The organism is Psychroflexus planctonicus (genome assembly GCF_014640195.1).
Lineage (GTDB): Bacteria > Bacteroidota > Bacteroidia > Flavobacteriales > Flavobacteriaceae > Psychroflexus > Psychroflexus planctonicus.
Window position 1 is genome coordinate 227,623 of the sequence record NZ_BMGM01000001.1, and the last position, 22,256, is coordinate 249,878.

The 22,256-nt window shown below is 33.9% G+C and carries 21 protein-coding genes and 1 tRNA gene; 6 read left to right on the forward strand and 16 right to left on the reverse strand.

Annotated elements, in window-relative coordinates:
* Window positions 1-101 precede the first annotated feature (101 nt).
* From infB to rimP, 3 genes are read right to left on the reverse strand one after another with little or no spacing between them, the layout of a single operon-like run.
* Window positions 102-2,822: a translation initiation factor IF-2 gene (gene infB, locus IEV72_RS01105; protein ID WP_188457230.1), complete on the reverse strand. Its 2,721-nt coding sequence runs from the start codon at window positions 2,820-2,822 to the stop codon at window positions 102-104.
* Window positions 2,823-2,874: 52 nt separating this feature from the next.
* Window positions 2,875-4,110, reverse strand: a complete 1,236-nt coding sequence (nusA, locus tag IEV72_RS01110) for a transcription termination factor NusA (protein ID WP_188457231.1) — start codon at window positions 4,108-4,110, stop codon at window positions 2,875-2,877.
* A 4-nt stretch (window positions 4,111-4,114) separates the two neighbouring features.
* The gene (gene rimP / locus IEV72_RS01115) at window positions 4,115-4,588 is read right to left on the reverse strand and encodes a ribosome assembly cofactor RimP (protein ID WP_188457232.1); all 474 of its coding nucleotides are present in this window, start codon (window positions 4,586-4,588) and stop codon (window positions 4,115-4,117) included.
* A 205-nt stretch (window positions 4,589-4,793) separates the two neighbouring features.
* Between rimP and IEV72_RS01120 the strand changes: the two genes are divergently transcribed.
* Complete coding sequence (locus IEV72_RS01120) at window positions 4,794-5,627, forward strand: universal stress protein (RefSeq protein ID WP_188457233.1); 834 nt, start codon at window positions 4,794-4,796, stop codon at window positions 5,625-5,627.
* A gap of 8 nt (window positions 5,628-5,635) precedes the next feature.
* Here the strand turns inward: IEV72_RS01120 and IEV72_RS01125 are convergent, their stop codons facing one another.
* The 3 genes from IEV72_RS01125 to IEV72_RS01135 all read right to left on the reverse strand — a co-directional run bounded on the left by IEV72_RS01125 (window position 5,636) and on the right by IEV72_RS01135 (window position 8,785).
* A complete protein-coding gene (locus IEV72_RS01125) occupies window positions 5,636-6,421 on the reverse strand; it encodes a universal stress protein (protein WP_188457234.1) in 786 nt (261 codons plus the stop codon).
* A gap of 83 nt (window positions 6,422-6,504) precedes the next feature.
* Window positions 6,505-7,545 (reverse strand): response regulator, encoded by a 1,041-nt coding sequence (locus IEV72_RS01130; protein ID WP_188457235.1) that lies wholly within the window; start codon window positions 7,543-7,545, stop codon window positions 6,505-6,507.
* Complete coding sequence (locus IEV72_RS01135) at window positions 7,538-8,785, reverse strand: PAS domain-containing sensor histidine kinase (protein ID WP_188457236.1); 1,248 nt, start codon at window positions 8,783-8,785, stop codon at window positions 7,538-7,540. The genes IEV72_RS01130 and IEV72_RS01135 overlap by 8 nt, the downstream gene beginning before the upstream one ends.
* Window positions 8,786-9,138: 353 nt before the next feature.
* On the opposite strand from IEV72_RS01135, the gene IEV72_RS01140 reads away from it, so the two are divergent.
* The 4 genes from IEV72_RS01140 (at window position 9,139) to IEV72_RS01155 (ending at window position 15,295) form a co-directional block, all read left to right on the forward strand.
* Window positions 9,139-11,427 (forward strand): efflux RND transporter permease subunit, encoded by a 2,289-nt coding sequence (locus IEV72_RS01140; protein WP_229731769.1) that lies wholly within the window; start codon window positions 9,139-9,141, stop codon window positions 11,425-11,427.
* A 265-nt stretch (window positions 11,428-11,692) separates the two neighbouring features.
* A complete protein-coding gene (gene asnS, locus IEV72_RS01145) occupies window positions 11,693-13,135 on the forward strand; it encodes an asparagine--tRNA ligase (RefSeq protein WP_188457238.1) in 1,443 nt (480 codons plus the stop codon).
* A gap of 106 nt (window positions 13,136-13,241) precedes the next feature.
* Window positions 13,242-14,690 (forward strand): RNA polymerase factor sigma-54, encoded by a 1,449-nt coding sequence (rpoN, locus tag IEV72_RS01150; RefSeq protein WP_188457239.1) that lies wholly within the window; start codon window positions 13,242-13,244, stop codon window positions 14,688-14,690.
* The gene (locus IEV72_RS01155) at window positions 14,690-15,295 is read left to right on the forward strand and encodes a hypothetical protein (RefSeq protein ID WP_188457240.1); all 606 of its coding nucleotides are present in this window, start codon (window positions 14,690-14,692) and stop codon (window positions 15,293-15,295) included. The genes rpoN and IEV72_RS01155 overlap by 1 nt, the downstream gene beginning before the upstream one ends.
* A gap of 2 nt (window positions 15,296-15,297) precedes the next feature.
* Here IEV72_RS01155 and IEV72_RS01160 read toward each other — a convergent pair whose 3' ends face one another.
* From IEV72_RS01160 to IEV72_RS01195, 8 genes are all read right to left on the reverse strand, one after another.
* Window positions 15,298-15,999 carry a porin family protein gene (locus IEV72_RS01160; RefSeq protein WP_188457241.1) on the reverse strand — a complete coding sequence of 234 codons (702 nt, stop codon included), beginning with the start codon at window positions 15,997-15,999 and terminating at the stop codon, window positions 15,298-15,300.
* Between the two features lie 99 nt (window positions 16,000-16,098).
* On the reverse strand, window positions 16,099-16,581 hold the full coding sequence (locus IEV72_RS01165) for an ExbD/TolR family protein (RefSeq protein WP_188457242.1): 483 nt from the start codon (window positions 16,579-16,581) through the stop codon (window positions 16,099-16,101).
* Window positions 16,582-16,610: 29 nt separating this feature from the next.
* A complete protein-coding gene (locus tag IEV72_RS01170; RefSeq protein WP_188457243.1) occupies window positions 16,611-17,222 on the reverse strand; it encodes an ExbD/TolR family protein in 612 nt (203 codons plus the stop codon).
* A gap of 3 nt (window positions 17,223-17,225) precedes the next feature.
* The gene (locus IEV72_RS01175; protein ID WP_188457244.1) at window positions 17,226-17,663 is read right to left on the reverse strand and encodes a hypothetical protein; all 438 of its coding nucleotides are present in this window, start codon (window positions 17,661-17,663) and stop codon (window positions 17,226-17,228) included.
* Between the two features lie 9 nt (window positions 17,664-17,672).
* Window positions 17,673-18,566: a MotA/TolQ/ExbB proton channel family protein gene (locus IEV72_RS01180; protein WP_229731755.1), complete on the reverse strand. Its 894-nt coding sequence runs from the start codon at window positions 18,564-18,566 to the stop codon at window positions 17,673-17,675.
* A 72-nt stretch (window positions 18,567-18,638) separates the two neighbouring features.
* A tRNA-Ser gene (locus IEV72_RS01185) sits at window positions 18,639-18,726 on the reverse strand.
* 117 nt (window positions 18,727-18,843) lie between these two features.
* On the reverse strand, window positions 18,844-19,878 hold the full coding sequence (locus IEV72_RS01190) for an asparaginase (protein WP_188457245.1): 1,035 nt from the start codon (window positions 19,876-19,878) through the stop codon (window positions 18,844-18,846).
* The gene (locus IEV72_RS01195; protein WP_188457246.1) at window positions 19,871-20,644 is read right to left on the reverse strand and encodes a TatD family hydrolase; all 774 of its coding nucleotides are present in this window, start codon (window positions 20,642-20,644) and stop codon (window positions 19,871-19,873) included. The genes IEV72_RS01190 and IEV72_RS01195 overlap by 8 nt, the downstream gene beginning before the upstream one ends.
* A 51-nt stretch (window positions 20,645-20,695) precedes the next feature.
* On the opposite strand from IEV72_RS01195, the gene IEV72_RS01200 reads away from it, so the two are divergent.
* Window positions 20,696-21,133 (forward strand): retropepsin-like aspartic protease, encoded by a 438-nt coding sequence (locus tag IEV72_RS01200; protein WP_188457247.1) that lies wholly within the window; start codon window positions 20,696-20,698, stop codon window positions 21,131-21,133.
* Between the two features lie 353 nt (window positions 21,134-21,486).
* Here the strand turns inward: IEV72_RS01200 and rpmF are convergent, their stop codons facing one another.
* Both rpmF and IEV72_RS01210 read right to left on the reverse strand, forming a co-directional pair.
* The gene (gene rpmF / locus IEV72_RS01205) at window positions 21,487-21,690 is read right to left on the reverse strand and encodes a 50S ribosomal protein L32 (RefSeq protein ID WP_188457248.1); all 204 of its coding nucleotides are present in this window, start codon (window positions 21,688-21,690) and stop codon (window positions 21,487-21,489) included.
* 12 nt (window positions 21,691-21,702) lie between these two features.
* Window positions 21,703-22,251 carry a YceD family protein gene (locus IEV72_RS01210; RefSeq protein ID WP_188457249.1) on the reverse strand — a complete coding sequence of 183 codons (549 nt, stop codon included), beginning with the start codon at window positions 22,249-22,251 and terminating at the stop codon, window positions 21,703-21,705.
* Window positions 22,252-22,256: the final 5 nt, after the last annotated feature.

A 22,256-nucleotide genomic window follows, 5' to 3' on the forward strand; every position in this document is an offset into this window, starting at 1 on the left:
ATGATGTTACTTTCAAATGAGTTTAAACCATAAATTCATAAAAAAAGCCGTTTCAAAAATGAAACGGCTTTTACATATGATTTAAAATTCTGAAATTGAACTTACTTCAGCTTTTTCTTTACTTCAACTTCTTGATACGCTTCTATAATATCGCCTTCTTTAATGTCGTTGTAGTTTTTAATTTGCATACCACAATCGTAACCTTTAGCTACTTCTCTTACATCGTCTTTAAAACGTTTTAAGGTAGATAAAGTTCCAGAGTGTACTACAATTCCATCACGGATAATTCGAATATTGGAGTTTCTGTAAATTTTACCAGAAGTTACCATACAACCAGCAATGGTTCCAACTTTAGAAATCTTAAAGGTTTCTCTAATTTCAGCATTACCTGTAATTTCTTCTTTCAATTCAGGAGAAAGCATGCCTTCCATCGCATCTTTAATGTCGTTAATAGCATCATATATAATAGAATACATTCGGATGTCTATTTCTTCTTTATCTGCTAACTGTCTTGCAGCACCTGCAGGTCTAACATTAAATCCGATAATTACAGCGTCGGATGCAGAAGCTAACAATACGTCAGATTCGGTTATGGCTCCAACTCCTTTGTGTATAATTTTCACCTGTATTTCTTCGGTAGATAATTTTTGTAAACTATCGCTTAAGGCTTCAACAGAACCGTCTACATCTGCTTTTAAGATGACGTTTAATTCTTTGAAATCTCCTAAAGCAATACGTCTTCCAATTTCATCTAAGGTAATGTGTTTCTGTGTACGCACATTTTGTTCCCGCATTAACTGCGTACGTTTAGCTGCAATATCTTTAGCTTCACGTTCGTCTTGCATTACTTTAAAGGTATCTCCAGCTTGTGGCGCACCGTCTAAACCTAAAATAGAAACCGGTGTAGATGGTCCAGCTGTTTCAACTCGGTTGCCACGTTCATCTTGCATGGCTTTAATTTTACCAGAAGTTGTTCCTGCAAGTAAGTAATCTCCTACTTTTAAAGTTCCTGTTTGTACTAAAATAGTAGACACATAACCTCTACCTTTATCTAAGAATGCTTCCACTACCGTTCCTTTCGCTAAACGATTCGGATTGGCTTTTAAATCTAATATTTCTGCTTCTAAAAGTACTTTTTCTAATAATTCTGCAACGCCTGTTCCTTGTTTTGCAGAAATATCATGCGATTGAATTTTACCACCCCAATCTTCTACCAATAAATCCATTGCTGCTAACTTTTCCTTAATTTTTTCAGGATTAGCCGTTGGTAAATCTACTTTATTAATCGCAAAAATGATAGGCACTTCTGCTGCTTGGGCATGCGCAATTGCTTCTTTGGTTTGCGGCATCACGTCATCGTCTGCTGCTACTACAATAATAGCAATATCGGTTACTTTTGCCCCACGAGCACGCATTGCCGTAAAGGCTTCGTGACCTGGTGTATCTAAGAAAGATATTTTTTGTCCGTCTTTTAACTCTACTGCATAAGCTCCAATGTGTTGGGTAATTCCACCACTTTCACCTGCAATTACATTTTCTTCTCTAATGTAATCTAGTAAGGATGTTTTACCGTGGTCTACGTGACCCATTACGGTAACAATTGGTGCACGAGGTTCTAAATCTTCTGGATTTTCTTCAACAATTTCGGTAGTAGGTTCAATTTCTTCAGAAACAAACTCTACGTCATATCCAAATTCTTCTGCAACAATACTTAATGTATCGGCATCTAAACGTTGGTTCATGGTTACCATCATTCCCAAAGACATACATGCCGAAATAATTTTGGTAACGGGAACGTCCATCATGGTAGATACTTCGTTAACTGTAACAAATTCTGTTACTTTAAGTACTTTGCTATCTAGTTCTTGTTGTTCTTGTTCCTGTTGTGTTTTTTGCTTGTGTTGATCTCTTTTATCTTTACGGTAGCGAGCGCCTCTTCCTTTGCCACCTTTTCCTTGAAGTTTTTCAAGCGTCTCTCTAATTTGTTTTTGTACTTCTTCTTCTGTAGGCTCAGCTTTTGGAGTTGTTTTTTGTGGTCCACGAGCTTTGCCTTTGGTGTTTCTTCTATTATCTGAAGCACCTCTTCCTGCATTCGGGTTTTTAGTAATGCGTTTTCTGCGTTTTTTCTTTTGGTCTGCAGCAGAAGTTGTTTTCTTCTCTTCTGGTTTTTTCTTTTTCTTGAATTGATCAAGATCAATTTTTTCACCAGTAAAGTTTGGTCCTTTTAACTTCGTGTATGAAGTTTCGTGGGTTTCCGTTACATCTCCAGGTTCGGCTTCTTTACGTTTAGCAGGTTGACTAGGAGTATTCTTGTCTTGTGGTTTAGGTTTTTGCGCCTGTGGTTTGTTATCTTGTTTAGGCGTTTTAGTTTCCTTGGATTCTTCTTTTTTAGCCGCTTCTTTAGGTTTTTTTGTATCTGAAGGAGCTTCTTTTTTCTTTTTGTCTTTATCCAAGTCTATTTTACCTACTTGCTTAGGTCCTGCAAGTTTAGCTTTTTCCTTTGCCTTAATAATTTCTTCTTCTCGAGCTTTGGCTTTGGCGGCTTCAGCATCTTTGATTTTTTGAAGTTCTTTTTCTCTGGCAAGACGTATTTCTTCCTTCTCTTTCTTTTTCTCTTCGCTTACTTCTTTTGAAGCTACCTTTTTACTCTTATCGGTTTCGAAATTATCAGAAAGTACCTGATATACTTCGTCAGAAATTTTGGTAGTAGGTCTAGCTTCAATTTCGTAACCTTCAGAATTAAGAAATTCTACAGCCCGGTCTAAAGAAATATTAAACTCTCGTAAAACCTTATTTAACCTTATTTTTTTTGCTTCCGCCATATATTGCTCTCTAATTTGCAGTCCAAAAATACATAAAGATTAGCTGAAATTGCTAATCTTCAAATTCTTCTTTTAAAATTCTAATTACTTCTTCAATTGTTTCTTCTTCTAAATCAGTTCGTCTAACTAAATCTTGAAGATCTTGTTCTAATATACTTCTTGCTGTATCTAAACCAATTTTCTTAAATTCATTGATGATCCAGGTTTCAATTTCGTCTGTAAACTCAGTAAGTTCAACATCTTCTTCAGACAATCCTTCACGAATTACTTCAATTTCGAAACCGGTTAATTGGCAAGCTAATCTAATGTTATGGCCACCACGGCCAATTGCTTTAGAAACTTCTTCTGGCTTTAAAAGCACTTCTGCGGTATTGTTTTCTTCATTAACTGTTAATGAAGCAATTTTAGCAGGACTTAAAGCTCTGGTAATGTACAAATGTTTGTTGGTTGTATAATTTATTACATCAATGTTTTCGTTTCCTAATTCACGTACAATTCCGTGAATTCTGGAGCCACGCATTCCAACACAAGCTCCAACTGGATCTATTCTATCATCATAGGTGTCTACAGCAACTTTTGCTTTTTCTCCTGAAACACGAACACATCCTTTTACGGTAATTAAACCGTCAAATACTTCTGGTATTTCTTGTTCAAATAACTTCTCTAAAAATACTGGAGAAGTTCTTGACAAGATTATAGATGGTTTATTCCCGCGCAACTCTACACTGTGAATTACTCCGCGAACGGAGTCTCCTTTTCTGTAAAAATCTCTAGGAATTTGGTGTTCTTTAGGAATAACTAATTCGTTTCCGTCATCATCAACTAAAATAACAACTTTATGACGAACGTGATGGACTTCTGCAGTGTAAATCTCCCCTTCTAAATCTTTGAATTGTTTAAAGATATTCGTGTTATCGTGCTCATGAATTTTAGCAATTAAGTTTTGACGAAGAGACAAGATTGCTCTTCTTCCTAAATGCGCTAATTTCACTTCTTCAGAAACATCTTCTCCTACTTCAAAGTCAGGTTCAATTTTTCTTGCTTCGGCTAAGGATATTTCTTTGTTGCCATCTTCTACTTCTCCATCATTAACAACAATACGGTTTCTCCAAATCTCTAAATCTCCTTTATCTGGATTTATAATAATATCAAAATTATCATCTTCGCCATATTTGCGTTTTAGAGCAGCTCTAAACACTTCTTCCAAAATGGCCATTAAGGTAACTCGGTCTATAAATTTGTCGTCCTTAAATTCTGAAAAGGAATTAATTAAATCGATATTCTCCATATCCTTATTTATTAAATATTATCATCACTTTCGCTTGTTTTATTTCTTGATAAGCTAGTTTTAGCTCTTTTTCTACCGTATGCTTCCCTTTGCCAACTGGCTTAGGTTCTCTTGCTTTCCATTGCAATTCAATGCCATCTTCGGTTGCTTCAACTAAATCTGCTTTAATTTTTTCATCGGCAGTTTCAACTTCCAATTTTCTACCTACGTTTTTTATAAATTGCCTTGGGAACATCAATTTTTCGCCTACACCAAAAGACAAAACTTCAACAGAAAAATCTTCTTCGTCTCGATCTAATTGATGTTCAATTTTTCTACTCACTGCCATGCAATCTGAAATAGATACATCTTGGTCACCGTCAATCACCACTTTAATGTGGTTGGCTGCGTTTACATCAAAGGAAACCACAAACAACTGTGGATTTTCTTCCAGTGCTTCGTCAAGGTAAATTTTGGCTTTATTAATTAATGTACTCATAGTTATAAAAAGAGGGGACAAATTGTCCCCTCTTCCTCCAATTCTAAAAATCGATTGCAAATTTAAGTATAATTTACGGTTTTGAAAAACTTTTATGCTACGATATTCTTTGACAGCCAAATTATTAGCTATCAAACAAAAAATAGATGTGTTTTTCAGGGTAAAATGAATAGTTTTTTGTAATTTTAATTAAACTTAAATAACAATGAAAAAAATCCTCGTACCAACCGATTTTTCACCGCTTGCAGAAAATGCATTGAAAATTGCAGCCAATATTGCGAAAAAACACAATGCTGAAATTTTCTTATTACACCTTCTAGATTTACCACTAGACTTAATTGACCCTACGCAAGCAAACACCAGTAACGATTTACCTGAATCTATCTTTTTCATGAAATTGGCTCACCAAAAATTTACTGCAGCCATGAAAAAAGATTACTTAAAAGGAATTAAAGTTCATGAAACCGTTGAATTTAATGAAGCCTTTGACGGAATTATGAAGGTAAGCAAAAAACATGATTGCGACTTGATTATTATGGGATCTCACGGAGCAGAAGGCTTAAAAGAAGTTTTTGTAGGTTCTAACACAGAAAAAGTTGTGCGCTATTCTGAAATACCTGTATTGGTAATTAAGAATAAAGCTGAAGATTTTAAGGCCGAACACTTGATATTTGCTACTAATCTAGCACTTGAAACAGTTGGTTCTTACCAAAATGCGCTCAAATTTTCGAAAAAAATGGGAGTAAAAATGAAAACTGTTTTTATTAATACGGTTGGAAAATTTAGAACTTCTGACCATATTGATGGGCAAATTGACAAGTTTAAAGAAGCCATTGATGATGAGCATTTTGATATTATTGTACGCAATGATAAAAATACAGAAGATGGTATTTTAAATTATGCTGAGAAAATTAACGCAGACATGATTGGTATTGGAACTCATGGTAGAAAAGGAATTTCTAGACTACTAAATGGCAGCCTAAGTGAACACTTAGTAAATCATGCTAAAAGACCAGTTATAACCTTTAAAATTAAGTAGTATTTATTTTAAGCGTGTAAAATGAATAAGGGAGTTTTAAAATGTAAAGCTTCCTTATTTTGTTTTAATTCAGAAAAAACTTTGTTTCCTACACTTAGGTTTTTCGCCGCAAAAACCAACAAATCAAAATTTGTTGCTTCTTTGGTAACCGAATCTTCTTGCTTGGCTAAGTTTATAAATTCGAAACTTTGTTTTTTTAAAGTGTTTTCTAAAATTTGTTTGGAGCTTAGCACCAAATGTTCAGCCGTTGTCAATGGTTTTAATTCTAATATTTTAAGTGATAAACCTTTCCAAACGGGTAAGTTTTTTAGTTTATTTAAGCAAGCTGGGTACAATGCGTCTGTGTAATTTACCGGAAACAAAGCAGATGTCGGTTTTACTACAGACGTGTTTTCAAAAACAATTAAAGCAGGGCATTTTACTTTGGTAGCAATGGCTTGAGTATAACTTCCTATTGCATTTTGATTTTTAGCAGATTTTCCTTTCGCCCCAATTACTAATATATCGATATTATGTTTAATTACTGCTGCACGGATTTCTTCAATAAAGCTTCCTTCTACTAAAACTGCTTTTGGTGGAGCTTGTTGATTAATCTTAACTAAGTCTTTTGCATCGCTCATCAATTTTTGATGCAATCCTAACTTGCATTTCCCACTGCATTTTTGGGAGTTTAAGCATGGTTTTTTGATATGCAGCAAGAAGAAGTTTACATCATGGTCTTTATATAATTCTAATGCGTACTGATGTGCGTGACGCGCATTAGTAGAAAAGTCGGTAAGCATTAAAATATTCATCTGTAGTAGAAACTCAAAATTTCTACAAATGTATTGGCGGATGAAGTTTTAAAAAATGATTTTTATCAATCTAAGATGATTTCTTATTTTATCTTCTCCAGAGCATCAAAATCAATGATTTTTATGTTTCTACCTTCAATTTCTAAAATGCCTTCTTTTTTAAATTTAGAAAGCGTTCTGATTAAACTTTCGGAAGCAATTCCAGCAACTGCCGCTAAATCTGAACGTGAAATGCGAATTTGACTCAATTTGTTTCGTTTTAAACGCTCTGTAAATAATAATATAGTTTGAGCCGTTTTACGTTGAACAGAGCTGTAAGCCATATCTAATAATTGGTGCTTGGTTTCTTCCAAATTTTCATCTAACAAGTCTATAATGTCATACAAAACATGGTGATTATCTTCCAAGAAAGATTGCACTTCTTGTTTGGGTATGCAGTGTATTTCTGCATCTTCTAATGCTGCTGCAAATTCTTTATATTCTACGGGTTTTTTAAAAATTAAATTTCCAAAAAAGGAATCTACTTTGTGTAGACCTGTAATCAATTCTTTTCCAGAATCGTCTATTTGAAAAGTTTTAACTACTCCATTTTTAATTAAATAAAGGTTTGTTGCTGCTTCACCAGGTTGGTAAACATAGCTTCCAGCTGTGTAGCGCTTGGTGGCAAAATTCTTTAAGCGCTCCTTAAAATGCTCGATATTTAAGTTTTGCTTGATCTCAGACTTTTTTTCAGATCGTTTTGCTTTTAAGATGTCTGTTTTAGCAATTCTACTTTCTATGGCGTTAATCAAATCTTCTTCTTCAAAAGGCTTGGTTAGATAATCGTCTGCGCCCAATTCCATTCCTTTTCTAACATCTTTATGGTCTGTTTTGGCCGAAAGAAAAATAAATGGAATTTCTAATGTAGTATCATCTTGTGCTAGGTTTGTTAAGACGTCGTAGCCATCCATTTCTGGCATCATTACATCACAAACTATAATATCAGGTAATTCACTTTTTGCTTTTTCTACTCCTTCTTTTCCGTTTTTAGCAGTAAAAACGGTGTAGTCTGAAAGCATTAAAAGTTCTTCGGTATTTTCTCTTACCGTTTTGTCATCTTCAATTAAAAGTACTCTTTTACTCATATTTTATTGGTATTTCAAAAGAAAAAACACTGCCTTTGTCTTCTTCGCTGGTAAAGTTCATTTTACCACCTAAGTTTTCCAGATGTACTTTTGCAATGTTCAATCCTATTCCTGTTCCTTGGTTAAGTATTGCATTTTCCGCTCTAAAATAGCGTTCAAATATATGTTTTTGATCTTTTTTAGGTATCCCAATGCCTTGGTCTTTTACTTCGAAATAAACTTTATTGTTTTCTTTTTTAATATTAAAATGTATTAAAGTGTCTTCCCCTGAATATTTAATAGCATTTCCTAACAAATTGGTGAGCACTAATTCTAAAACACTTTTGTCTTGTTTCATTACGCAATCTTCAAGGTCTTTTTGGTAAATAATATCTTGGCCATTTTTAAGATTAATATTTGCCGAATAAACTACTTCATTAACCAAGCCAACTAGACTAAACTCTTCGAACTTATAGTTTACTTTTCCAGACTCAAGGCGCTCTATTGAAAGAAAATCGTTTAAGATATTGGTTAAATAATGTACTTTGTTTTTTATGGTTGTCAGGTGTTTTTCTCTGTTGGGTTGTTGTTCTTCTTTTTGATACTTCCCAATGAGTGTTGCAGAAGATAAAATACCGCTTAAGGGTGTTTTAAATTCGTGAGAAACCAAAGACAGGAATTTGGTTTTTAAATCGTTTAACTCTTTTTGTTTTTTTAAAGAATCTTTTATCTTGGTTTCAGCTTGCTTTCGCTTTTTTATTTCTAGCTCTAAGTCTCTGTTAAACTCGTACAATTTATCTACAGTTTCTTTGAGTTCTTGCGTTCGTTGGTCTACTTTTCTCTCTAAAGCTTGGTTTAATTCTGCAATTTCTTTTTCGTTTTCTTTTCGAACACTAATATCTGTTATAAGCGATAGTACAAAGCTTTCACCTTTGTAGTTAAATGGGCTCAATCCTGCTTCAACTGGAAATTTTTCACCTGATTTTTTAACACCAAACAAGTCGCGCCCTACACCCATTTTTCGGCTTTCGCCTTTTTCCATAAAAAGCTTAAAATAAGCATCGTGTTTAGCATGAACTCGACTAGGAATAAGCGCATTTAAATGTTCACCAAGCAACTCGTTATTTGCGTAACCAAACATTTCTTCTGCAGAGTGATTAACTTGAACTATAATTTGGTCTTGATTCACTACCAAAACACCTTCGGAAACACCCTTAAATAAAATTGAAAAAACTTTTTGTTGGTCGGTTTCTTGAAACACAGATTTATTTTTTATCGTTCAAATTTACAATACATTTAGATTTTTACCGCTTAAGCGAAAAGAAATTACAAAAATACACTTCCTAAGCTTCATTTATTATGTTTTTACGAGTGCTTAAAGTATTTGTAATGTGTAAATTGAAGTTAAACATCAAGGCATTTAAAAGCTTTTACGAAAGCTTCACTTACATTGCATTGGTTTTAATAAATTTGCGAACTTTTTAAAACATAGCGTTGAAGTTACTTACATTTGGTTTTTGGAATACCGTTGCTCGTTTCATATTAAGAAATAGAATCTTGATTATTGTACTGCTAATAGCTAGTACAATCTTTTTATCATCGCATTGGAGTAAAATGCGATTCTCTCATACCGAAGCTAACTTATTGCCCGATAAAGATTCAATTAACCTAGAATATCAAGGTTTTTTAGAAAAATTTGGAGACGAAGGAAATTTAATTGTTATAGCTACTAAAGATGCGGATTTATTTACTCCAGAAAAGTATTCTGCTTGGGTGCAACTGGCAGATTCATTAGAAAAATATCCAGAAGTAGAATACAGTATTGGTATTGGAAACCTTCAAAAGCTACAAAAAAATGAAGAACAAAAATCTTTTGAATTTATTGCAGCTTATCCCGAAAACCCTGAAAACGAAGAAGATTTATTAGCTTACCAAAAACAACTTTTTGAAGAATTGCCGTTTTATGAAGGTTTGGTTTACAGCAAAAAATCGAATACTGTTCAAACTGCAATTTACCTTGATAAGGCCATTGTTAACGAAAAGGAACGCAAAGATTTTGTGCTTCAAGACCTTGTTCCTTTTATTGAAAGTTTTCAAGAACAACACAACATCAAGTTATATGTTTCAGGAATGCCATACATCCGTACGCTCAATTCCAAAAATATTGTAGATGAGATACAATGGTTTGTAATTGCAGCTTTATTGGTAACTTCATTTATCTTCTTCTTTTTCTTTAGAAGCTACAGAGCAACGCTTATTTCTATGCTTACCGTTGTAATTGGTGTAATGTGGGCTTTTGGATTTTTAGGCTGGTTTGGTTACGAAATTACGGTATTAACAGCCATTATTCCACCTTTAATTATTGTAATTGGTATACCAAATTGCATCTTTTTAATCAATAAGTATCAACAAGAAATAAAAAAGCACGGAAATCAGGCTAAGTCTTTGCAGCGGGTGATTACCAAAATTGGGAATGCCACTTTAATGACCAATTTAACCACTGCTTCTGGTTTTGCCACTTTTATTTTTACACAAAGTGAATTATTAACCGAGTTTGGAGTTGTTGCTTCGGTTTGTATTCTTTCTATTTTCTTACTCAGCTTACTTATTATTCCTATTATTTATAGCTATATGCCGGCTCCAAAAGACAAGCACCTTAGGCATCTTGGCAAACAATGGATTGAAGGTTTTGTAGATTGGATGGAAGCCAAAGTGAGATTTAATCGCGTAAGTATATATTTTGTTTCAGTAGGAGTTTTAGCCATTAGTATAATTGGAATCTTTAATATCAGAATTTCTGGCAGCTTGTTAGAAGACATGCCACAGAAGGCAGAGTTTTTTAAAGACATTCAATTTTTTGAAGAAGAATTTGATGGCATCATGCCTTTAGAAATAATGATAAATACCAAGCGACCACAAGGTGTGACCAAACTATCTACCATTCAGAAAATGGAAAAACTTTCTGAAATTATTACAGATTTACCACAGCTTTCTAGACCTTTATCTATAGTAGATGTTGCCAAGTATAGCAAGCAGAGTTTTTATAATAATAATCCTAAATATTATCAATTACCTACACGACAAGAACAAAATTTCATAGCTCCTTATATTAAAAGTTTGGACAATGACGAAAATAGATTTGCTGCTTACATAGACTCAACTGGGCAATATGCAAGGATGACAACCTTTATGAAAGATGTAGGTACAGAAGAAATGGAGCAAATTGAAGCTACACTTTGGCCTCAAATCAACAAAATTTTTCCAGATGGACAATTTGAAGTGAGCATCACTGGAAAAGCCTTGATTTTTCAAAAAGGAACGCGCTATTTGGTTAAAAATTTAATTATATCACTTGGGTTGGCCATTTTACTTATTGCAATATTCATGGCATGGATGTTTCGTTCTTTCCGAATGATTTTAATTTCCTTAATTCCAAATTTACTTCCCCTGTTAATGACGGCTGGTATGATGGGTTGGCTGGGTATTCCTATAAAACCATCAACTATTCTGGTATTTAGTATAGCTTTTGGAATTAGTGTAGATGATACCATTCACTTCTTGGCCAAGTATAGACAAGAACTAAAAGCAAACCATTGGAAAATTAAAAAATCGGTTTACCCTGCTTTACGCGAAACGGCGGTGAGCATGTTTTATACTTCTATTGTACTCTTCTTTGGATTTTCAGTGTTCATGATCTCTAGTTTTGGTGGTACAGTTGCTTTAGGTGGTCTAGTTTCAGCTACTTTATTGTTTGCCATGTTAGCTAACCTATTGCTTTTACCTTCACTTTTGCTTTCTTTAGAAAGAAGCATTGCCAATAAAAAAACATTGAAGGAACCACAAATGAAAATTATTGATAGTGAAGAAGACGAACAAAACATTTCTGAACAAGGGGGAAAATAACAAAAGCCTAGAAATTAAAATCTAGGCTTTTAAAGGTTGAATAAGAAATACCCCTAAAACTTATTCAGCAATACCCAAATGTAGAGATTATTTTTCTAAACTAGCATACCCAATAATGGGTATTTTTTAGCATTTTATGTTAAAATTCATTTTTACATCTAGGTTTTTATCAATTCATTACATTTTGAGTGCCGCGCATAAAGCACAATTTGTCTTGCTGAAAGGGCTTTAAAAAAGTATATTTGCGGCTAAAATTATCCGAAAAATGATAAAAGCAGATATAAAAGAAATTCTTAATAGCAATGATTTATTAAAAGAGTTTGAATGTCAAGGTTGGGTAAGATCTTTTAGGAGCAATAGGTTTATAGCTTTAAATGACGGTTCTTGTTTAGAGAATTTGCAATGCGTAGTAGATTTTGAAAGCATGGACGAAGCCGTTTTAAATCAAATAAACACAGGTGCAGCTATTTGCATACAAGGAACTTTAAAAGAAAGCGAAGGCAGTGGTCAACGCGTAGAAATACAAGTTGAAAAGCTCACAATTCTAGGTGAAGCTGATCCAGAAGATGTGCGTAAAACCATTTTATCACCAAAACGCCATAGTCTAGAAAAACTAAGAGAACAAGCACACCTGAGAGTGCGAACCAATACTTTTGGTGCCATCATGAGAGTGCGCTCAAAATTGTCTTTTGCAGTTCACCAATATTTTAACGAAAATGGCTTCAATTATGTCCACACTCCAATTATAACTGGATCTGATGCAGAAGGCGCTGGTGAAACTTTTAAAGTTACCAATTTTGATTTAGCAGATATTCCTAAAAACGAAGACGGTAGCGTTAACTTTAAAGAAGACTTTTTTGGTAAAGAAACTAACTTGAGCGTTAGTGGTCAGTTAGAAGCAGAAACCTACGCCATGGGCTTGAGCAAGGTGTATACTTTTGGTCCTACTTTTAGAGCAGAAAACTCAAATACATCAAGACATTTAGCAGAATTCTGGATGATTGAGCCTGAAGTAGCTTTTTGTGAATTGGATGGAAATATGGATTTAGCTGAAGACTTCATAAAATACGTTTTATCCTACATTAGAAAAGAATGCGATAGCGATTTAGCCTTTCTCGAAGAACGTTTACTACAAGATGAAAAAAGCAAACCGCAAGCAGAACGCTCTCCAATGGCTTTAAGAGAAAAAATTGATTTTGTATTGAAAAACAATTTCAAAAGAGTAAGCTATACGGAAGCCATAGAAATTTTAAAAAAATCAAAACCCAATAAAAAGAAGAAATTTCAATATATAATTGAAGAATGGGGAGCAGACTTACAAAGTGAACACGAACGTTATTTAGTTGAAAAACACTTTAAATGTCCTGTTATATTGTTCGATTATCCCGCAAACATCAAAGCATTTTATATGCGTTTAAACGAAGACGGCAAAACAGTTCGCGCAATGGATATTTTGTTTCCAGGTATTGGAGAAATAGTAGGTGGTTCTCAGAGAGAAGAACGTTACGATGTGCTTCTTGAAAAGATGAAAGCACTAGATATAGATCCAGAAGAACTGTGGTGGTACCTAGAAACAAGAAAGTTTGGAACTTGCAAACATAGTGGCTTCGGACTTGGTTTTGAGAGACTAGTTTTATTTGCTACTGGAATGGGCAACATCAGAGATGTAATACCCTATCCTAGAACACCACTAAATGCAGAATTTTAAAAAAATAAGTCGCTTCTTTGGCGGCTTTTTTTATTGTCTTTTCAACACAAATGCTGTAAAAGATTACTAATTATTAATTATATTTGGGTAAACATCAAATTAAACAATGCTCAAGCAACAATTCAATTTAAAACTATCGCAAAAGCTATCGCCTCAGCAAATCCAGTTGATGAAGCTGATACAGCTTCCAACTATTGCTTTTGAGCAACGCATTAAACAAGAGCTTGAAGAAAATCCAGCTTTAGAATCTGGAAAAGAAAAAGATGATGCTGCTGATGATTTTGACAATACAGATCAAAATGAAGATCACGATGTAATTGAAACTGAATTTGATGTTGATGAATATTTAAGTGATGATGAAGTCCCTGACTACAAACTATATGCAAATAATTATTCTCCAGATGATGATGAAAAAAGTATCCCGTATGCATCTGGAATTAGCTTTACACAATATTTAAATACGCAATTACAAACCTATAGTTTTACAGAAAACGAAGCTAAAATAGCTGAGTTTTTAGTGGGGAGTATAGACGATGCTGGCTACATACGCAGAAACACATTAGATTTATTAGATGATTTGGCTTTTACCCAAAACGTTTACACAGATGAAAATGAGTTACTTAAAGTTCTACAAAAAGTACAAAGTTTAGATCCGGCTGGTGTTGGAGCTCGCGATCTTAAAGAGTGTTTATTGATACAGCTTCAACGTAAAGAAAAAACAAAATCTGTAGAACTGGCTTTACAACTCATCGATGAAGCATTCGAAATGTTTGCTAAAAAACACTACACCAAATTGATGCAAAAGTTTTCCATTAGCGAAGACAACTTGCGCGATGCAATTGAAGAAATTGAAAGTTTAAATCCTAAGCCTGGAGCATCTTATGGTGGTGGAACTAAAATGGTTGAGCATGTAATTCCCGACTTTAGTATTAAAATTAAAGATGGCGATTTAGAATTGAGTTTAAATTCGAGAAACGTACCCATGATGCATGTTTCTAAGAATTACGCTAACATGCTTAAAACGTATAAAGAAAGTAAAGAAAAAACAAAAGCGCAAAAGCAGACCGCATTTTTTATCAAACAGAAACTAGATTCAGCTAAATGGTTTATTGAAGCTATTAAACAACGCCAAGAAACCTTATTTGTAACCATGAGTGCTATAATGAATCACCAAAAAGAATATTTTTTAACGGGTGATGAACGAAATTTAAAACCCATGATTTTAAAGGACATTGCTGAAGAAATAGACATGGATATTTCAACGGTTTCTCGTGTGGCAAATAGCAAATATGTAGATACACCTTACGGTACAAAACTGATAAAAGTTTTCTTTTCTGAATCGATGAAAAATGATAAAGGAGAAGATGTTTCTACTCGCGAAATAAAAAAAATTCTTGAAAATACAATTGCAAAGGAAGACAAGAAAAAACCTTATACAGATGCTAAACTGGCCAGTTTACTTAAAGAGAAAGGATATCCTATAGCAAGAAGAACCGTTGCTAAATACAGAGAACAATTAGATGTACCTGTTGCCAGATTAAGAAAAGAAATCTAGTGAAGCATTTTTTAACTTTTGGTTCTTATTTTTTTCATCCAATTTGGCTGCCTTTAGCTGGTGTTTTGTATTATTTTTTAAGCACAACAGGCTTGTATACTTCTGAGTTTGTTATTGCTCAAATTCTTGCCACAGCAACGCTAACTATATTTTTACCCATGTCCTTTTTATTTACTTTAAAGAAATTTAAAATAATTAGTAGTTACCAAATGCCTAAGGCAAAAGAAAGAAGGCTGCCTGTTTTATTTTTTACCAGTATTGCGGCATTTATGGTCAATTTTGTGTTTGGTGCTGAAAAAGCACAGGTCCTATTTTACTTTTTCTCAGGAATTTTTTTTACGGGCATAATGGCTTGTTTGCTCACTTTTATCAATTTTAAAGTAAGTTTACATATGTCTGCAATAATTGGCCTTACCTTTTTTATGGTAGCTTATATGTATCATTTTTACCAACTTGATTTATTGATAATAGCTGGGTTGATATTTGGAATTGGTTGGGTGGCTTCATCAAGATTACACCTAAGAGCCCACTCTTATTTTGAATTAATTATAGGTGCTTTGATTGGTGCCTTACCACAATTATATTTTTTCAACTTAATTTTTTAGGCTTACAGCATGTAAAAAATAAACCCGAATTTTAAAATCTCAATACCTACATCTTCTTGAGAGTCTTGGATTTGGGCATCAAAAAGCGGATTAAAATTGTACTGCACATGAAAATTTACAAAATTACTTCCGAAGGAAATATGTACACCTGTACGCCATCTATTTAATTCTGAAATACTGGAATAACGGATTGATTGCTCTGGACTTTTAAAATTTGTTCTAAAATGATACAAGTATCCTAAAGTAAAGCCAGCATAAATTCTATAAAATGAAGGATCTTCAGGGGTTGATGTTCTCCAACGCAACTGTATAGGAACTTCGGCAATATAAGTTGAAAATCGATTAGAAGAATATTCAGTAACATCTCTATCTAATACTTGAAAAACACCTCTGCTATTTTCGTCTTTAGTTATTAAGAGATTATGGCCATAGGTGTTTGCAGATAAACCAGCACCTAAACCAATTGCCCAGTTTCTTCGTTTATTGATAGGCATATCTCTTATAAAACCGCCCATAATACCACCGGATAATCCAGACTGACTTAAAGCTTCTGGAATATTATTCATTAAATTAATATGAAATCCAAAATACAGCTGGTCTTCTCTGTACAATGAATCTGGTGTGCTTAAATCTATGCGTTCAGTTTGCTCCTGAGCTAATCCTGAAAGACTGATAAATAAAAATACTACAAACAAATACTTCATAATTCAAAGATAAGCGAAAAGAGAGCTTCTTTTATAAAATACAAAAGCTGCCTTCCAAGAAAGCAGCTTTTATAATATCACTAAACTAACAAGTACTAACTATTCGTAATTCGCAAGGGAATTACCTTGTTTAGTGGTATAATTAATCTTTAAAGCTTCAGCTTTACGTAATTCTTGTTTAATATCAGATACTAAACCCATGTTGGTTTCTTGGTCTACTTTTAAAGCAGTTGTTAAATATGGAACTAATTCTTCTCTCTTAGATTGTCTCTCTTCGAAAATGAATTGTTGTATATCTGAAACTGATGCATACTTATCATTCAACTGTATTCTAGCTTCAGAGCCATATTGTTGTTGATATCTTTCTGATGGTTTACCTGCATAAATATACATGACCAAATCCTTTTTATCTAATTTTTCAGTCTGATCTGCAAAAGGCAGAACATTTTGAACTTTCAGGGAGGTGTCACGCATAACGGTAACCACCATAAAAAAGAAAAGTAGCATAAATACAATATCGGGTAAAGATGCGGTTGAAATTGCTGGCGTTCCACCATCGCCTTTCTTTTTAAACTTTGACATAGGTTCTAAAGTTTATGTTTTTAAGGTTATTAACGTTTAGGTTCTGCCTCAGATAGTTTTTGAGGATACATTTCCTTGATAATTTTTATACGCTCTTCCAGTTTCTCCTTTTTATTTTTAGGATATTCTGGATCGTTATAAGCCGCTTCCATCGCTGTAAAATCAGTTTTAAACAAACGCTTAGCTTCTCGATTTCTTAAAAAGTTGTAAGCTGCAACCAATTCATTCTGCACAGTGATGTAATTTTTATACTTGGTCTGTCTGTTGTTTTGAAGTGAGATTACAGCCTTAACAGGATTATCTGAAGAATCTGGATCTCTTGCTCCTCTACAATAATTACAAGCTTCATCTCCTTTTCCACCTCCATTATCTAAAAACTGGATAGCTGCTTCACGAAGATTTTCTACTTCCATTAGTTTATCTTCAACAAGAATATTTCCAGCATCATCAACCAAGACTTCAAAAATGTTTCTTTCTTTAAGAGTGACATCTTCTTGATCAGTATCATCTATTGGTGGCAACTTACGGCTTATCCCGCTATCGGTTTCAATAGTGGTAGTAACCAAGAAGAAAATTAAAAGCAAGAAAGCAATATCTGCCATAGATCCTGCATTAACTTCTGGTGCGTTTCTTCTAGCCATAATTTAAGATTTTGCCATTAAACTCTTCACATTAGAAGCAACAATAGCAGCTATTGCTAAACCAACTAAGATGTAAAACATAGTTAAACCTGCGCTTACCCAACGTGAACCGTATTCAGATAAAACTTCTCCGTCTCTTAAAGCAGTTTCTTGTCCTTCAGACACTAAGAAGGAAACTACTAAGATTACCAAGAAGGAACCTAATCCTATCAAGGTGTTTTTTACATTTCCAGAAAACAGACCTTTAATTACAAAGCCTAATACAGAAACTACACACAATAGTAAGATAGCATAGGCTACATACATTAGGGGTGATATTACGCTAGACTGCAATGCGGTGTCTGCTTCTAAGGCATCGTCTCCAGTGTTTAGGATTCTGAAAAACAGAATAGCTCCTAAAACACCTACTACGATTTTAAATATTTTTAAAAACTTACTCATAATAAAGTATTATTTGTTTTTGTGTGCTACTAGTAAATCGATTAACGTGATAGAAGCATCTTCCATATCGTTAACAATATTGTCAATTTTTGCTACAATATAATTGTAAAAAATCTGTAATATAATAGCAACAATAAGACCAAATACAGTTGTAAGAAGTGCAACTTTAATACCACCAGCAACTAGTGATGGCTGCATATCTCCTGCTGCTTCAATTTTATCGAATGCTTTAATCATACCAATTACTGTACCCATGAATCCAAGCATTGGTGCTAGTGCAATAAATAATGAAACCCAAGAAACGTTTTTCTCTAACTGTCCCATTTGAACTCCACCATAAGCAACTACCGCTTTTTCAGCAGCATCAACGCCTTCGTCCATTCTGTCTAAACCTTGGTAATAGATTGATGCAACTGGTCCGCTTGTATTTCTGCAAATTTCTTTAGCCGCTTCTACTCCACCGCTATTTAAAGCGTCTTCTACATTAGCAGATAATTTTTTAGTGTTTGTGGTTGCTAAATTCAAGTAAATAATACGTTCGATAGCAATTGCTAAACCTAAGATTAAACATAAAAGTACAATCCCCATAAATCCAGGACCACCTTCAATAAATCTTTTCTTTAATTCTTGGTGAAAGCCTAAGGTTTCTTCTTCTTCAACTTCAGCAGTTTGTGCAACTTCTTCTACTTCTTCAACAGCAGCCTCAGCTGTTTCTTCTACTTCAATTGAATCTGTTTCAGCAGCAGCTTCTTGTTGTTCGTCTGAAGCATCTTCTTCTGTCATTTCATCTTCTTGTAACAAAATTGTTGATGTATTTGCTTCTTCGAAATACATATTTGCACTCATCGAAGTGCTTGCGAAAAATAAACCAGCAATGGTTAAAATTGAAAATAGTCTTTTCATTGTTGTTTGTCTTAAATTAGTACTTGTTTTAATTTGGGTTAAATATATAAATAATTGTTTATTCTTTAAAAGCAGAGAGGAAGGGATTCGAACCCTCGAAACGCTTTTGGCGTTTACACACTTTCCAGGCGTGCGCCTTCGACCACTCGGCCACCTCTCTTTAACGGCCGTAAATTTATGTTTATATAAATAAACAGCAAAAAAAATTACTAGATTATCTTGTTATTATTTAATTATAATTCAAAAATGACCATATAGTAAGCATATAAGAACATTTTTATGATAATTCTCCGCGTAATGATGTTTCAAAAATAGTACGAAAAACCTTTTTACCTAATTTTTTGGTCAATAAATACATTAACTTAGCTACAGCTGCTTCAGTGGTAATGTCTTTACCAGAAATAACCCCAATTTTGGTCAAGCCTTCACTAGTTTCGTATTTCCCCATATTTACGCTTCCCCCACTGCATTGTGTAACGTTAACTACGGGTATATTATTTTGTATGGCTTGTTTTATTAATTTAATAAACCAAGGATTTAGTTTTGCATTACCGCTGCCAAAGGTTTCTAGAATAACTCCTTTTAAATTTGGGTTTTGTAAAAGATGGGCTAAAGTTGCTTCATTTATTGCAGGAAACACTTTTATAATTAATATGGCATCTTCTAATTCCTTATGAACAATTAATTTTTTTCTTCGGTTAACCTTTAGCAAAGCTGTTTCATTTACTTTTAAATTTACTCCTGATTCTGCTAAAGCTGGATAATTTAAACTGGCAAAAGCTTCAAAATGTTCTGCATTAATTTTAGTTGTTCTGTTGGCACGATACAATTTGTATTCAAAATATAAACCCACTTCGTTGATAATGGTTTTTCCGTTTCGTTTTAATCCAGCAATTTGAATGCTGGTAATTAAATTCTCTTTTGCATCGGTACGTAAATCTCCAATGGGTAACTGCGAGCCTGTAAAAATTATAGGCTTACATAAATTTTCTAACATAAATGAAAGCGCAGAAGAAGTATACGACATGGTATCGCTACCATGTAAAATTACAAAACCATCGTATTGAGTATAATTTTCTTCAATAATTCCAGCAAGGTTTATGTAATTTTCAATGCTCATATCTGAAGAATCTATTGGTTTTTCGAAACTGGTAACTTCTATATGATGTTCCAAAAGCTTGAGTTCAGGAATATTCTCCAGCAATTTGTTGAAATTAAAAGGCTTCAAACTACCCGTATTGGCATCTTTGATCATACCAATAGTACCGCCGGTGTAGATTAATAAAATAGTTGAAGTGTTGTTGTTACCCATAATTTTTAAATATATTTTTCGCGTTTTGAGTAGTTATTCTTGCCACTTCTTCAATACTTACATTATAAATTTCAGCTACTTTATTGGCTACATTTAATAAGTAACTACTTTCGTTTCTTTTCCCTCGAAAAGGTACTGGAGCTAAGTAAGGCGAATCGGTTTCCAAAACAATTTCTCTTAATGAAATACGATCTAAAAATTGATCGATTTTACCATTTTTAAAAGTAACAACACCTCCTATTCCTAGTTTCATTCCTAACTCAATGGCTTTTTCAGCTTGTTGAAAAGTGCCTGTAAAGCAATGAAAAATTCCATATAAATCATCGTCTTTTTCTTCTTCTAAAACCGAAAAAACTTCATCAAAAGCTTCTCTGCAATGTATAACAATAGGCAGCTTAAATTCCTTTGCCCATTGTATTTGCTTTTTGAAAGCTGAAATTTGCAAATCTAATTTTGTTTTATCCCAATACAAATCGATTCCAATTTCTCCAATGGCAGCAAATTTTCTTTGATCAAGTTGTGCTCTGATGTGTTTTAATTCGTCTTCTACATTTTCTCTTACTGAAGTAGGATGCAAGCCCATCATTAATTGAACCCGATTTGGATAGTTTTTTTCCAAGTTATACATAGCTTCTGTATACGAAGAATCGATAGCTGGAATGTAAAAATGCTCTATACCATTTGCAATGGCACGCTGTATCGCTTCATCTCGGTCTGCATCAAATTGTTCACTATATAAATGCGTGTGTGTATCTGTTAAAGTCATAATGGCAAATTTATTGAAATGCAAGGGCTATATTTGCCAAAAAAACTAAAAATGTCTTCGTTAAAGCAATTTCTTCTTCAAAAAAAATATAGTTTAATAAAATTAACCACAACTGCTACTGAACATCTGCAACTTACGTGTACCATAAATAATGTAAGTGGCGATTTTATTTTAGACACTGGCGCCTCCAATTCGTGCGTAGATTTTAAATATGCAGATTACTTTAAATTGCTTACAGAAGACAGTAAAGTAAGAGCTGCTGGAGCTGGAGCAACTAATATGTTAACGCGATCTTCTACAAAAAACAGTCTGAACATCGGAAATTGGACGTATAGTAAATTCAATTTGGTGTTGTTTGACATGACTCATGTTAATCAAGCCTTGGTAGAACACGAATCTGAAGTAATTCACGGAATAATTGGCGCAGACATTCTCAATGCAGGCAAAGCTATTATTGATTACAAAAAGAAGCGCTTGTATTTGAAATAGGGATTTCCAGATACAGAAATAAAACCTAAAGGATTTTCAAAGCTATGCGTTGTTTGCTACTTCGCATTTATTCACTTCTAATTATCACATCAGGAATGTCATGTTGAGATGGCAAGCAAAGCTGATAAATCAAAATCCATAAAACCATCCAATTGAGACTGTCATGCCGTAATCGGCAAGAGTCGATGTACGGCGCCTTTTTGGGTTTAGTTAAAAGATGCCGCATCAAGTGCGGCATGACAGTTAATCATGAAAGTTGTCGTTCATGTACTCTCGGGTTTGCAATCCGTGAAACAAACAAAAAAAGCCCCCAGAAATGGGAGCTGTATGTTCTACAAACAATAAGCTTAAATTTAAGCTTCTGTTTCTATTTCTTCTGTGTTATCGATTAGCACTTGTCCACGGTAATACAATTTACCTTCAGACCAGTGTGCTCTGTGGTAAAGGTGTGCTTCACCTGTTGTAGAATCTAAAGCTACTTGTGGTGCAGTTGCTTTGTAATGCGTTCTACGCTTGTCTCTTCTTGTTTTGGAAATCTTTCTCTTTGGATGCGCCATTGCTCTTATGTATTAATCTTTTAATAATCCTTTTAACTTGTCCCACCTTGGGTCTATTTCGTCTTCGTCTTTTGTTTCTTCTTTTTGGTCACTGGTTTGTGGCTTTAGTTCTTGTAATTTATTTAAAATTTCAGAATCTAAAGTTCCATCTTCAACACCTGGATGAACTCGTTTAGCCGGAAGTGCAAGCACAACAGCTTCATAAATATACTGTTGAACTTCAACTTCAAACTCGCCATGTGGCAAAATAAGAAGTTCTTCATTTACTTCTTCGTAATCATCACCAAACTTCACAACTATGTTCAAGTCATTTTCAATTTCTTGATCATAAGGCTCTAACGTAAGGTCACAGTTTAAATTCACCTTACCATCCACATCAAAATCAAGCTCGAGCATATTTGCCTTCTTGGTTAAAAGCAAATTCACCTTTACATCAGCTGCATTGAATTCTTGGTAATCAAAAAGTTCAAAGAACGAATTATCTATCTCATATTCAAACTGGTGCTTTCCAATCTTCAATCCCACAAACGGAATTGTGTAATCTTTAAATACCTTCTTCACGACAT